The 14,084-nt window shown below is 37.2% G+C and carries 13 protein-coding genes; 4 read left to right on the top strand and 9 right to left on the bottom strand.

Annotated elements, in window-relative coordinates:
* Positions 1-42 precede the first annotated feature (42 nt).
* The 4 genes from DSM106972_RS17430 to DSM106972_RS17415 are packed head-to-tail and all read right to left on the bottom strand — an operon-like array spanning position 43 to position 2,407.
* The gene (locus DSM106972_RS17430) at positions 43-1,116 is read right to left on the bottom strand and encodes a phosphate ABC transporter substrate-binding protein (RefSeq protein WP_233787069.1); all 1,074 of its coding nucleotides are present in this window, start codon (positions 1,114-1,116) and stop codon (positions 43-45) included.
* A gap of 36 nt (positions 1,117-1,152) precedes the next feature.
* Positions 1,153-1,428, bottom strand: a complete 276-nt coding sequence (locus DSM106972_RS55800; protein WP_127081930.1) for a GUN4 domain-containing protein — start codon at positions 1,426-1,428, stop codon at positions 1,153-1,155.
* A 9-nt stretch (positions 1,429-1,437) separates the two neighbouring features.
* Positions 1,438-1,986 (bottom strand): protein kinase domain-containing protein, encoded by a 549-nt coding sequence (locus tag DSM106972_RS55370; protein WP_325052194.1) that lies wholly within the window; start codon positions 1,984-1,986, stop codon positions 1,438-1,440.
* On the bottom strand, positions 1,940-2,407 hold the full coding sequence (locus tag DSM106972_RS17415) for a Uma2 family endonuclease (RefSeq protein ID WP_127081868.1): 468 nt from the start codon (positions 2,405-2,407) through the stop codon (positions 1,940-1,942). Before DSM106972_RS17415 ends, DSM106972_RS55370 begins: the two co-directional genes overlap by 47 nt.
* Positions 2,408-2,515: 108 nt before the next feature.
* Between DSM106972_RS17415 and DSM106972_RS17410 the strand changes: the two genes are divergently transcribed.
* The gene (locus tag DSM106972_RS17410) at positions 2,516-4,123 is read left to right on the top strand and encodes a glycosyltransferase family 39 protein (RefSeq protein WP_127081867.1); all 1,608 of its coding nucleotides are present in this window, start codon (positions 2,516-2,518) and stop codon (positions 4,121-4,123) included.
* A 109-nt stretch (positions 4,124-4,232) separates the two neighbouring features.
* Here the strand turns inward: DSM106972_RS17410 and DSM106972_RS17405 are convergent, their stop codons facing one another.
* On the bottom strand, positions 4,233-5,576 hold the full coding sequence (locus DSM106972_RS17405; protein ID WP_127081866.1) for a helix-turn-helix domain-containing protein: 1,344 nt from the start codon (positions 5,574-5,576) through the stop codon (positions 4,233-4,235).
* A 112-nt stretch (positions 5,577-5,688) separates the two neighbouring features.
* Entirely contained in the window at positions 5,689-6,294 is a 606-nt protein-coding gene (locus DSM106972_RS17400; protein ID WP_170213582.1) for an exopolysaccharide biosynthesis protein, read from the bottom strand.
* 1,044 nt (positions 6,295-7,338) lie between these two features.
* On the opposite strand from DSM106972_RS17400, the gene DSM106972_RS17395 reads away from it, so the two are divergent.
* Positions 7,339-8,385 (top strand): hypothetical protein, encoded by a 1,047-nt coding sequence (locus tag DSM106972_RS17395; protein WP_127081865.1) that lies wholly within the window; start codon positions 7,339-7,341, stop codon positions 8,383-8,385.
* 120 nt (positions 8,386-8,505) lie between these two features.
* Positions 8,506-9,120, top strand: a complete 615-nt coding sequence (locus DSM106972_RS17390; RefSeq protein WP_127081864.1) for a YtxH domain-containing protein — start codon at positions 8,506-8,508, stop codon at positions 9,118-9,120.
* Positions 9,121-9,401: 281 nt separating this feature from the next.
* Here the strand turns inward: DSM106972_RS17390 and DSM106972_RS17385 are convergent, their stop codons facing one another.
* Both DSM106972_RS17385 and DSM106972_RS17380 read right to left on the bottom strand, forming a co-directional pair.
* Positions 9,402-10,586 (bottom strand): AAA family ATPase, encoded by a 1,185-nt coding sequence (locus DSM106972_RS17385; RefSeq protein ID WP_127081863.1) that lies wholly within the window; start codon positions 10,584-10,586, stop codon positions 9,402-9,404.
* A 71-nt stretch (positions 10,587-10,657) separates the two neighbouring features.
* Positions 10,658-12,907 carry a glycosyltransferase family 2 protein gene (locus tag DSM106972_RS17380; protein ID WP_127081862.1) on the bottom strand — a complete coding sequence of 750 codons (2,250 nt, stop codon included), beginning with the start codon at positions 12,905-12,907 and terminating at the stop codon, positions 10,658-10,660.
* A gap of 301 nt (positions 12,908-13,208) precedes the next feature.
* Between DSM106972_RS17380 and DSM106972_RS17375 the strand changes: the two genes are divergently transcribed.
* Positions 13,209-13,682, top strand: coding sequence for a DM13 domain-containing protein (locus tag DSM106972_RS17375; RefSeq protein ID WP_127081861.1), 474 nt, complete (start codon positions 13,209-13,211; stop codon positions 13,680-13,682).
* Positions 13,683-13,691: 9 nt separating this feature from the next.
* On the opposite strand, the gene DSM106972_RS17370 is transcribed toward DSM106972_RS17375, so the two are convergent.
* Positions 13,692-14,072, bottom strand: a complete 381-nt coding sequence (locus tag DSM106972_RS17370) for a response regulator (RefSeq protein WP_127081860.1) — start codon at positions 14,070-14,072, stop codon at positions 13,692-13,694.
* Positions 14,073-14,084 lie beyond the last annotated feature (12 nt).

Here is a 14,084-nt window from a genome sequence, read left to right as displayed (position 1 = left end):
TCATTATTTTCATTAAAAGATATCGATAAAGAAACCGGGTTTCTAGTTTTCGTCGATGATTTTTTTGACTTCGGGTGAATTGAGAAAATCCATGAAGGTTTTTACAGTAGGACTCATCGGGTCTTTATATATATAGAATAGCTGGCGCCGCAGTGGATATTTTTCAGAGTCTGGCATTAAACCATTGATGGGGACTACTCGTACACTCTGTTGATTTACTTGACTATAGCTACCATAGCTAATACCATCTGTTTGGAGTTTTCTGAGGATGCGAGTTGTTTCGTCGGTTGGATATGTAGTTATATTAGGTGTCGTACCAAATTCGGCATTATTGAGAACTAGTTCACCGAATGCGTGATGTGTACCACTAACAGATGGTCGGTTTATAACTTGGATGGTGCTATTATTACCACCAACTGCCGACCAATTGGTAATATTACCTTTAAAGATGTCCGCGACTTGGGCAGTTGTTAATCCTTGCTGGAATGGATTTTGTTTACCAACTACAACCGCGATTGCATCACGCTTGACAAAATTAGGAACTAGCCCATTTGCTTGTTCTTGTGCGTTTAACGGTCGTGAAACAGCAGCAATATCTACTTGACCTGCGGTAACTTGTTGAATTCCCACATCTGAACCATTCGATGCAGTTTCGATGACCGAACCAGGACACTTTGACTCTATTAGTTGTTTGAGCATTTTGTTGATGCGTACCATGCTGGTGGAACCATTGATTCGCACCTTTGTACCAGATGGTAAACAAGTTATATTGGTGGTCGGCGCCTTTTGTGTAAAATGCCAATAGCTATAGCCAGCAAATAATATTAGGGCGAGTGGAATTAACGATAGTAAGATAATATTGAAATTCTTTGGCTTTGGTTTCTCGTTCAGAAGACTCTCTAAATATTTGATATCAGCATCCAATACTGAGAGATGTTCCTCAACTTCAATTGCCTGCATCATCAGTTTTTTTGCACTTGCATCATCTCCGGATGCTTGAGCTGCATGTGCTTGTTGCTCAATGCTTTGTAACTTGCGGAGGTTTTCTTCGTAAGAATATTTAGCGGTTTCTAATGCTTCTTGTGTATCTTTTAATGAAGTTTTAGCCTTATTCATATGATTATATTAAATAGAATTGTTGAGTAAAACTTACTAAATGCTAGTGACGCTGCACTGTGCTAACTTTAAAGCAATTATGTCCAGGTAACGCCAATATTTATCACAGAAAGCCCAAATTCGCGAAGGGAAGTGTCCGGGTGGAGCTTCGTTGCTGAATTTGAGACTTTGGTGGAACAACGTTGAGTTGTAGCTTTGCCATTGTACATGTTGACAAAATAGTACGTAGTCTTTTCCGACACTCTCTAATATTTGATTTTGAATGCTAAAGCCAAATTTACCATTACTTGCTTTTACCCAAAGCTGGTCTATTTTATGTAATTATTCGCAGTTAATCAAGTTAATTTCGCTACTTGTTATCTTAACTTCTAAAGGTTTATTTAATGCCATGCATAGTAATTTCCAAGTTTCTAAGTCAGCTTCTTTCCATTTCTGAGATTTAAGTAAAAGTTCAAGTTTAATATAATATATTTCTATTTTAGAAGTTTGACTCGCACTACTTAGAACTGTAACTGGAATCAATGTGTCTAGATGTAGCGTTGGCGGTATCTGTGTACTAATAGGTGGTAACAACGAAAGTGCTTGCAGAACTTCTTGTGCTGACGAATACCGATGTATTGGCTGAAATTGTAGTAATTTATCTAAAATTTGTCCTAATTCATCGCTGATAGTATTAGTAACAGGTACAAAGTTACGCCAACACCAACTGGAACTGGCGCCATCATAAAGTTTTTCAACAGAGAATACACCCGTAATTAAGCTAATACAGGTAACACCCAAGCTATATAAATCACTATTTTGAAAAACAGACCCTCTAAATTGCTCAGGCGCCGCATAATGTAAAGTACCAAGAGCGGTTGCTTGTTGAATAAAACTTGACGACTGTAAAACCTTGCATTTTTCGCTTAAGTTTTTCCAGACTGTCGGTGCTAGAACGGATTTCAATGATAAAATCTGGCGCCAAATCAAGAAATTGGTCTTCTCTAGTTTCCCAGTCTTGGGGTAAACGTTCCGCAGAGACAAACGCAGCATCAGGAGAGCGTATTGCTTTGTTTTTGAGTCTAAAACCAGTACTAAGTCCAAATACCTCACCCAGTCCTTGACTTTCCACCCAATTTAATAATGATGCACCAGCTTTTAATTCTCTGTTGCCAGAAAATCCACCTGTAGGAGACATAGTTTCTAGAGTTCCGTCAGCATTACGTTCAAAGCGCATCTCTGGATTTTGTGCGCTCATTTCCATTAAATCCGCATCACTGCACCAAGATGGTAATACTATTTCACGAGTCATAACGGCTGGTAACAAGCAAGGGATATGCTAATTTATTGTAGCAAGCTTCGAGAACCATGTGAACTTTGCTAAATTCATATGTGAACTGCGATTGCTATATAAAGGTTTATGAAGCATCTCCGAATTGCTCCTAATTGGTTACGGTATTTTATTGTTGTGGTTTTACTGCTAGGAGTGTGTTTTCGCTTCGTTAACCTAGACGGTAAAGTTTTTTGGCATGATGAAACTTTTACAATGCTGCGAGTATCGGGATATACAGCAAGTGAAGTCAAGCGGGAAGTGTTTAATGGTCGTGTAATTACGAGTGATAGTTTAGCTAAATTTCAAGGTGTTAATGATGATAGAGGTTTGATTGATACTATTAACTCTTTGGCGATTGAAGACCCTCAGCATCCACCGCTTTATTATATATTGGCGCGGCTTTGGGTGGCTATTTTTGGTAACTCGGTGACAGCTATTAGATGTTTATCTGCTGTTATTAGTTTATTGTTAATTCCTTCTATGTATTGGTTGTGTTATTTATTGTTTAGAGTTCCATTAGGGGCGCCTTATTTTGCTGTAGCATTAACTTTATGTTCGCCAGTGTTATTTGTTTATTCTAGTGAAGCGCGTGAATATATTCTTTGGGCTGTAACTATTTTATTATCGAGTGGTTGTTTATTACGGGCGATAAAAGTTGAAGAATCGCAAGATATAAAATATCCTGTTTTTAATTGGGGTATATACGCACTGAGTTTGGCATTAAGCATGTACACATTTTTACTGAGTGGGTTTGTCGCAATTGCTCATGCTGTTTATGTAATTACTACAGCTAAATTTAAATGGACAAAGACTGTAGAAGCTTTTTGTACAGCTATGTTGGTTAGTTTTTTGTTTGCTAGTCCTTGGTTGATTATTGTAGTGACTAATTTGTATAGATTTAATATTACTACTGAATGGACACAGGCGCCAATTCCTGTAGCAAATTTATTTCAATCTTGGTTATTGCAAATTACGCGCATTTTTTTTGACTTTAATTGGAATTTAGATAATATTTTTCAATACTTAGCTGCGCTGTTCGTTTTGGGTTTTGTTAGCTATGCGGTCTACTTTTTATATGTCAGAACAAATATAAAAGTATGGTTGTTTGTTGTAACTCTAATTTTTATTCCAGCGTTACCGTTAGTAATACCTGATTTGATTTTGGGTGGAATGCGGTCAGTTTCTGAGCGATATTTGATACCTTCATATTTGGGAATAATTATTGCTGTTGCTTACTTTTTGTGCTATCAAGTTAATGACGGTATTTTTTCACGGCGCCAAATTTGGTGTAGAGTGACGGTAGCAATACTAACGCTTGGCATTATTTCAATTGCCGTTAATTCTCAAGCTGATACTTGGTGGAATAAAGTTGTTAGTTATGGGAACCCTGAAGTTGCTCGAATTATTAATCAATCACGCTCGGTTTTAATTAGCGATGATGCTGGAATTAATTATGGTAACGTTTTTTCTTTGAGTTATTTGCTGGATTCAGAAGTAAGATTATTATTAGTTAGAGAAAATTCGGCGCCGAGGGTAGCAAATTTATCCTCAAATGTCTATGTGTTAAATCCATCTAGTCAGTTGCAACGTGATATAGAAACGGTATATAAGTCGAGAATGAATCGTGTTTATTCGGATAGGTTTTATTCGCTGTATAAATTAGGAACTAATTTTGATCCCCCCAACCCCCCTTAATAAGGGGGGCTAAGAATTGTTTGTTTACATATAGGGCTAAGAATTGTTTGTTTACTTTCTTGTCCCCCCCTTATTAAGGGGGGTTAGGGGGGATCAATTCTTTGCCAAATTATTCTAATTCAAGTTCATCAATTATTTTGGGTAAGTCTTTTTTAGAAACTTGACGATGACCTGTCTCTATAGCATCAACCCAAGATATACTTTTTCCCATCCTAGTAGCAAAAGATGCTCTTGACCAACCTTTGGCTTTTCTTGCTTCTCTAATAGCATTTGCTGTTGGTGGTTTGAGAGTATCTTCGTTATTATTTACTATATGTTGATTTTCTGGTAAGGCTAAATACTCCTGTGCGTCGGTTGGTAATTGAATACGCAATGTTGTATTTAATAAGTCGTTCCAATAACCAATAGGTCTTTTAGTGGGGTGTTCACTTTTTAGCCAGACTGTTCCTTGGTTAACTTCCACATGCCAACCTGCATCTTTGACTACTTTTAAATCTGTTTCAAAGTCATCTGCTAAGGAGCGTCTAAGTTGTCTGTCTTGTTCGACCATTGATACTTTTTCGGCGCCATAAGCTATTTCCATTAGGGTTTTGCCCATTACACTGTCTTGTTTACCTGGTTGTACTTGGAAGGTTAGCCATACTAACATTCTTGCGGCGCCAATATTTTGCTTGCCGATGCTAAATAGTTTTTGGACGGTTTTTTTGGTGATTACACCTGTACTGTAATGATATTCTGATTTGTTGAGAAAGTATTTTGCCCAGGCGCCTGCTTTACCAATTACTTTTAAACCAACTAACTTAGTATTACCAGCTTTATCGGTTTGGTAGTCTCTTAATACAGTGATATCCCAGATTTTTAAATCTGCAACTGTAAATGCTCCGACTTTTCCTTGCTTAGGCCAAACTATACGAGCTAATATCTGGGCTGGTTGACGTAATAGTTCATATAAAATGCTCAATTGTTCGTGTTTGCACAAGTCGCGGCGCCTGACGAGTCCTGTATACTCAAGTAGCTGTTTGTCGTCAATGACAAAAGTCTGTTCCCAAGGTTTGTCAAGGTTTGCAGCAAGGGCACAGTATATTAAATGAATAGCGCAAGCTCTAGGGTCGAATTGGTCGATAACGTTAAGAGCAGTTTCTTCAACTAAAGTATCTGGTTGCGGCGTTTCTGGGTTATCGGTGATGTAATAACAAATTTTTCCTTTGCTACTATTAATTTGTTCGTAACTCAAAGTATTATTACTGGCTTCAACTTTCCAGGGTAGGTTCATTTTTTGTGATAAGACTTCGGCAACACCGCGCATGACCAGTGACAATGCTGCCTTGTTTGCTTTACCATTAGGAAATAAAGAGGCTTTTTTATATTGCTGGGGTTTTTCGCTTGGCGCCGAAGTTTTTAATGCCTTTTTAAAGGAGTTCCATTTATAACGTATTATTTCTATTAATTTCATCGTATTTTTTAACAAGTATTAATAATTTGACGGGACTGTATATAATTTCTTGATATATACTTATAATTATCTAACTTAAATTTTTACGTTTCATATATCGAAAGAATTATTTTTACCGAGCGAAGAACCCACTATTTAATTTTGGGATAAACTGACTTAAAGTAAGTAGTGCATATGCGACAAAAGCGAAGAGTATACAAGATAAACACGCACCGAAAGCTATCACAATACCATCTTGCTCAATTAAACCCAAACTAATGATAATGATAATAATCGCAGGGAGCATATTCCCGAAAGGAATGGGAAGCGCAATAATAAAAGCCAGTATGAGAAGTAATAGTCCGAGCAAACGTTGTGCGTTTGGGTGAGTTACAAATTTCCAACGTGGACGAATTACACTTTCGTATTTTTCAAGAATTGACAAAATTTTGTTGAAAAGCTTTTCAACATCTTTACGCTTTAACGAACGGTTAGCTATCCAACTTGGCAACCAAGGTTTGCGAAAACCCAAAAGCAACTGAAGAGAAACTATCATTAACGGTATACCAATAATTGCTGAAACTCCGGCAACAGGTAATGGTAGAGCTTCTGGTAATGCACAAATCATTAATAATCCGGCAAACGAACGTTCTTTCATCCCAGAAATTAAATCTCTTAAGTATATACGTTCTGCTGAGTGACGTTGTAATATATCCCGTAGTAGTTTCGAGGTTTGCAATTGTTTCTCCGTAGTTAAGTTTATATGTATTACTTGTATAAACAATATAATTTGCTGATGAGAAAAAAATCTGACGAAGGTAAGGTAATGTATTTCTGATTTAGATTTATAAGTTTTATGGCAACTATAAGCCATTCGCTTCTGTTTTCGTTTTTGGAGCTACTAACCTACATTTAACGCAAGAATATAGTCACATTTTTAATTTGTGCAAGTAAGTAGTCACATGGAAACTATACAAATGTTTTAATATTGTCCATAACTCTTACTCTACAAGCATTTGAGCAGACCTTACATACATAATTATTACTCGCTGAAAGCAATCTAAATATTAATCTAACTCATCCTAAAGAAAGATGATTATAAGGGTTTTAGTTCTTAACTTAGGAGGTGAAGATAGGCGGAGGGAATCAAATCAGTATGGCGCCTCATAAAATTAGTGATTTTGATACCAAGTACCGTGATGCTGATATAATCAATGTGTCAAAATTAACAGAAATGTATGCGTATGAAACTCAAGATAAGATTAGTTGATATAGCAAAGTAAGGTGGGCAGTGCTACGTAACGATAAGCTTTTTGCCTAAAATAAAGGAAAACTTGGTTAACAAGCTGCGATTTTCGGGAGCAAGATAGGGGTGCAAGATATTAGGTAAGAAAATGTTATTAATTACTCCGAGAAACCCGGTTTCTTCAGCGAGACTTGGTGTAAAAATGAAGATTTGCACTAGAAGTCGGGTTTCTTTATAGTTAACAGTTTCTAATTAACCTCTCGATAGGGAGGTTTTTTGTCGTATTCACAGAAGGTTAAGAAGACATTAATTAAACAAATTTTAATGTAAAAATTAATAATTTATTCAAATAAAAGTATGAATATGTGTTAGTAGCTATCATCGATGAAGATAGCGGTTAAATTTGATTAAATGCTACCGCTATAGATGTAGATAAAAAAATAATATACTCTGTCTACAGAAAGGTTAATATACTGTTTTAAATCGCTAAATTAGCATTATCGAAACACATTTTGCCTTTACAAGGAGTCGAAGAATATGGTTGATAACATACGAAACAATGAGCAACGTGATAATCAGTATTATCAGAGTCGAACAGGCGCCGATGCCAATATCAGTGATATAGGTAGACAGGGCTATGAAGGCCGCAGCGGATACGGTCAACAATATAATAATCAGCAATATAGTCAATCTAATCAACCTAATCAATCTAATCAACCTAATCAACCATATAGTCAGCAATACAACCAATCATCTGGTCAGTCGAATCAACAGTCAGGTGGTAATTCTGGTTCAGGCAGTATGGGAGCGAATGCTACATCAGGACAAGACAAAGATAATGGATTAAGCAGAATATTGTTAGGTGGACTTATTGGTGGTACTTTAGGGTCTTTAGCTGCTGCATTTGCTGGCAAAAGAATTGCTCAAGGTTTTGGGCACGCAGCTAAGGGTATTGGTGAAGCAGCTAAAACCATTGGTTCTGGTTTAGTGCAAACTGGTCAAGGTTTAGGACAAGCAGCACAAAGTTTAGCTGAGGGTACAACCCAAGCAGTTGTTGGTGGTGCAGTAGATACAGCAAAAGGTGTTGCTGATAGCGCTTCACAAGTAGCAGCTGGCACGATGGATGCAGTACAGAGTACAGCACAAGGTGTAAGTCAAGGTGTAGGTCAAGTAGTAAAAGCTGGAGCTGATGTTGTACAAGGCACAGCAGATAGTCTTAGCCAAGCAGTTAAATCTGGAGCTGACGCTGTGCAAAATACAGCAGATGGTCTTAACCAAGCAGTTAAATCTGGAGCTGACAATGTACAGAGTACTGCTGAAAACTTGAATCAGTCGGTGCAATATGCAACTGATACATTTAAGTATGAAACGCAGAAACCCCAACAGTCTTCAGGTAGTCAATACAGTAGTGGTTATACTGCTGGTCAATCAACAAGCAGTATGAGCAGTCCAATGAGCGATACAAGTTCTGCCTCTATTTATGTAAGTCCAACTTCAGACCTCGAAGCGCGCAGAGCTTCTGCTTCTATTGATATGGATTCATTAGAAGAAGAAATCAACCGTACTGGTAGTGCTTTTGAATAAGTGAATTTAATATGGGGTGGCTTGAGTCACCCTGTATTTTAGTTTGTTGGACGGGCAGGATGCCCGTTCCACAAGAGCATAGACAAGAGTAAGAAAATAATTTTTTATGAGGAGCTTGTTATGAATAGCAATCAACCATTATTACCTCCAGAAAGACAAAATATACCAACACAAAATACACTCTCTAATACCTACATCTTGAATGGAGAGACTGACACAGCAAATAATGCACGTAGTAATGAGTTATCGAAAGTTATTATTGGAAGCTTAATTGGCGCCGGAGTAGGTGCAATTGCTGGTACATTAGCAATAAAAGGAATTGGTGAAAAGCTGAGTCAAACAATACAAGGTGTAACTAACGTTGTTAGAAACACCGCACAAGGTTTTAACCAAACAGTTGCAGCAATAGGTGAAACTGTTAATACTGTGGCAACTGGTGTTAGCGATACAACAAAAAATGTTGGAGATATCATCAAGGATACAGCGGTAGACGTTAATAACACTGTTAACGCTTCTGTAGATAAAGTCAAAAATACAGTAGTAAACGTTAATGATACTGTTAAAAATACTACTGACACTGTTAAAACTGCTGCTTATAATACAGTTGATTCTGTTAAAAACGCAGCTTACTCAAATCCCGAAACAGAAGCTGATAGCCAAGGTAACGAAGACGGCGATTCTTCTGAACAAAAGGATACCTACACAGCAACTGTTAATCAAAACGAATACATTTAAGTTTTTTGATTGTCTGGCTACAAGTATAAAACGAATACATGGTAATTGTAGAGGCGCCTGCTCAAAGCTGTCTCTACAATTCTTTTTTATTTGAAGTATTATATTTTACATGTTCTAATGTTGTTTCAATACTGCTCGGTTAAGGAAAGAATCCCCCCAACCCCCCTTAATAAGGGGGGCTAAAAGCTGCTTTATTCCCCCCTTATTAAGGGGGGTCAGGGGGGATCGATTCCGAGAAAATCTCTTAACCAAGTATATCTGGCTGTTGTAGTTTATCGAGCTTAATCATTCTCTATTTCGTTATTTGAAGAATCGAATACATTTCCTAAATTAGCGGTGTTACCGATTATATTTTCTAAACCTGCCGCAGCTAATTCTGCTTCTAATTCATCGATAGTTTCTTCGCTTACTCCCTTTTCGGCATATTTATTTACAATTGATTTTAATTTTGCTTCTGCCCATAAAGGTATAGTAAAGGGTAAACCTAAAACATCTCTTAATATTTCATTTGCAGTACCTGCTTTATCAACTGTTTCAAGCTTTTCGCTTTCTACTTTATGTTCTTGGTTATAATCTAAAATATATACATTAGAATCATATACTGCACTAATCATAAATGGATTGTGCGTAGCTATGATAAACTGTACATTTGCAAAAGCATTGATTAAGTTAGGTAATAATGATTGCTGTAATTCTGGATGTAGATGATTTTCTGGTTCGTCTATTGTGCAAACAAATTTATTACCCTCTGGTGAGTACATAAAAATACGCCATGCCATATCTAAAATTGACGCAACACCTCCTGATACTGCATCTAATGAAAAATTTCCAGAGTCCGTTTCTAATAGCACCTCTGGAACTTCAATTGATATGCGTTTAAATCCTAGTTTCGGTGGTAGTACTTTTTTAAGAACTTCTTGGAACCCTTTAAAAGCTAACCGTGCGTTTTCATCTGATTTTACATAATCATTACCTGTACCAAATATAGCAAGCGACATTAATGATTCTTTGGTTATTTGACTTTGTTGTTTATTTCTAACCTGAGTTGGTATGCTAGTAACTGGTTGATAAGAATATGTGGGTCGATGTGACGGAATATGCAGACCTGAAATAGTTTGCTGATTTGTTATATTTATACTGTATTGTTGATTTGTTTCAGCAGGAACCTGAAGTTGTGCGACACTTCCGTTTGTGTAAGCAATTTGACCTATACTATGAGTTGTAAGCGATTGCTGATTTTTGTGTGCAAAAGCATCTGATAGGTAGCGAATAATGCCAGTGACTTTATCGCGTTGAGGAGTACTGACAAAGTTAACGTGCCAGTTGTAGTGATAACCAAGAATATTAAGTATAGTAGTTTTGCCGGAACCGTTTGCCCCTGTCAAGATTGTTAGATTATCATGGAAATCTAGCTTTACATGCTGAAATTGGCGCCAGGTGTTAAGTTCAAGGTAGCGAAATGTCATAATTCATGTGTTGAACTGTAACTTTATTTTAATATAATTAGACAGGCAGGATGCCTGTTCCACAAGAGATGTTAGAGTTTGGTGAGTGCTATTGGGGTGACTTCTAGGTTTTTATTAAAGAAGATGCGGGGTTTTAGAAGTATTCTGAATATTAGTAAGAGTGATTGAAGTTCTCCTGGTGTTTTATTGCGTTTCCATTGTCCTGGACGACAAAATAACATTTTGACGAGGCGCCGATGTTGTGTCAAGCTCAGTGATGTATATTTGACTTTGAGAGTATGGTATTCGTTATTAATTCCTGTTTGGATGATTTCGGCGCCTATTTGTAAGTTTTCTTCTGCTATTTCTAGATGTAATGTGGAGTTGGGTAGTAGCTCAAGGGGAGTTTTCGTAAGGGCTATTTCGGCGCCTGCTTCTGAAATAATTGTTGTTACTCCCCATAATATTTGATTATCATCAAGGGTTAATTTAACGACTCGTCGTAAATCAAACCATTCGTAAATATCTGGTTTGGGTGCATCTAGAAGTATTAATAAGGCAATGCCAATCATAATTAGGTTATATGTACTCCATAGCCAACCTAAACCAATTCCTTTGACAGTGTTATCAACTTCAGGCGCCCATACTCCTTGTATCATAGACATGCCTAAGTTTCGCCACAAGCTGATGGCTGTAAGAATAAATAGACAGATTAAAGGTAGAGCTAGTTTCCAATTGAATGTATAATTGTTGTTGACTGTTCCTTTGGGTGTAACTTTAAAACCTTTGGAAAAGGGATTTAGCATTACCTGAATAACTGTCAGTGCTAAGGGAAAACACAGTACTAAAGAATATATATCTGAGAGTAAAGCAGAACGTGCATGATTATTTAACCAAGCAAATACTGCTAAATTTACTAAATAATAAGGTAAGAAAAAGAACATTAACTCTGGGAGAGTGGCTTTGATGGGAATAACACCTAGAAATGAGTACATTAAAGGCATGATGAGAAAATAAACCCGCGATATACTAGTAAACCAATGCAGTAATCCTTCTAAATGCGCGAGTCTTTGAATTAAACTAAGTCCAGGAATCGTTAGTGGATTTGATGTAATAAAAAATGCTTGTAGTGTTCCTCTTGCCCAACGTAGTCTTTGTGTAGTATGAGCGGCAATGTTTTCTGCTGCTAAACCTGCACTCAATTTTTCATCTAAGTAAATTAAACGGTATCCATTTGCAGAGAGACGAATACCTGTAAAATAATCTTCGCTCAAAGATTCTGTAACGAAACCACCTGTTTCTAGTAATGCACTGCGACGCACTACAAATGATGTTCCTGCACATACTACACTATCTGCGCCATCGCGAATTGGTTGAATTTGTCGGTAGAATACTTCTTCTTCAGAAGTTAAAATGTTTTCTAGACCGAGATTACGAGCTATTGGGTCTGCGTTATAAAAGCTTTGCGGTGTTTGGACGAGTGCAACGTTACTATCTTGGAAAAAGCCAACGGTACGAGTAAGAAAGTTAGTGGTAGGTATAAAGTCTGCATCGAATATGACTATTAACTCACCCTCCGTTTTTGTTAATGCGTGGTTTAAGTTGCCAGCTTTAGCATGAAGGTTATCGAGTCGGGTTATATAATTACACTTTAACTCTTTTGCTAATTCTGCCATTTCTGGACGCCGTGTATCATCAAGCAAATATATTTTCTTGTTGGGATAATGTAGAGCTTGGCAACCAATAATAGTACGTCTTAGTATAAATGTTGGTTCTGAATAGGTAGGAATAAAGATGTCTACAGTTGGGTCAAAGCTGCCATCAATAACAGCTTGAGATTTTATATCGGCAGCACGCTTGCGGTCTTTAACGTTTAGCATTAAGAATAATTGAATCGTGCTGCTAGCTAGCATTAGCATCTCTAACACAAAAAGTCCTAAGCTAAAGACACCGTTTAAGGGGTTGGCTAGGTTGAGTGTAGACAAGCTGCGCCAAGTGACGTAGCGCAAAGTCAATATAATTACAATACCTACTACAACACGTCGTGACCAGGTGCGTGGTAGTGGAGAAACCCGCATTACAGCTATCACCCCTATAAATAATGCTATTGTTGGCGCCAGTAAATATTTACCTGTTACCATTGGTGCTTCTAACCACATTGGTGGGTTTTGCTGTAATTTATTAACTTGCTCAAATATTTGACTAATGCGATGTTCACCAGCAAACCAGAGAGCGACCACTAACCCCGAAATTATCAAGGTGCTAACTAGCATTAGCGTTGCTGTTTGCAGTTGCCTACTGCTTGTCCATCGAGATTTAGGTTTTAAGTGCGATACTGACATTTTGCTATAAGTCTTGATTTAAATGTTTTGCCCAAAACTTTGCTATTAATGGGTTTGACGCAATTTATAAAATTACATCCATCTTAATAATAATTAATAATCACATAAATAGTTTAAGTGTTTATACGGTAATAGCCACCACATTACCAACAATAACCAATATAGTTGAAGGTTTTATTAGAACTGGGTGAGATTAAGCTGAAATTAGAAGTATAAAACTTAAGCAAATTCTCAACTTATATTTGTTCCGTCATCTCCTAAAAGGTTTAAATTTTAGTTATGGGACAAAATCAAGCGGAATATGAAATATAAATTGGCTATTCTTGGCGCCGTTGCAGTATTAATGGCAAGTTGTACGACTTCCGTTAGTACTAACCAGACCGATACAGAAAAGGCGCCTTCGAGTGAAACAACATCAAAAACTGCGAGTGCGGCAATTGGAAGTTTTAGAGCAGCAGAACATCCAACTCAAGGAAATGCACGTATTGTGAATCAAAATGGAAAACGCTTTGTTGAATTTAACGAAGAGTTTAAAACTGATAATGGTCCAGATTTGTACGTTATTTTGCATCGGAATGCAACAGTACCCGACGGTATCAAAGAAAAAGATTATGTGCAGCTTGCTCGTTTACAAAGAACAAATGGTGTTCAGCGCTACGCAATACCCGAAAATGTTAAGTTAGCAGATTTTAAATCGGTTGCTATTTGGTGTCGTCAGTTTAATAAGACATTTGGATATGCTCCTTTAGGTAGTAGTAATTCCAGGCGCCAATAATTTATTTTTCTATGATTTCCACCCTAAAATCTCAGATACTTCTTTGTATAAAGTCATTGGGTCAAAGGGTTTGGCAATCACACCTGCAACACCAAGCTGAGAAAAAATTGCTTTGTCACTAGGCTGTACCTTAGCAGTTAAAAAAATCACAGGAATTGTTTGTGTAGCGGAATCATCCTGTAACTTTTTGAATGTTTCAATTCCGTCCATAATTGGCATTGAGACATCAAGCAAAATTACATCAGGAGATTGAGAAGCAGCAACAGTTAACCCTTCAGCACCTGAACTTGCTAGTAATACTTCCCAACCAACGATGTCTTCCAAACTGGCTTGGATAACTTCTTGTATCAACTCCTCGTCGTCAATTACTAAAACTCGTTTTGGCACCATAAATTAATGTAT

It is taken from the genome of Dulcicalothrix desertica PCC 7102 (assembly GCF_003991905.1).
Classification (GTDB): Bacteria; Cyanobacteriota; Cyanobacteriia; order Cyanobacteriales; family Nostocaceae; genus Dulcicalothrix; species Dulcicalothrix desertica.
The sequence above is the reverse complement of the archived record's forward strand: the minus strand, read 5'-3'. Positions and strand labels throughout refer to the sequence as shown.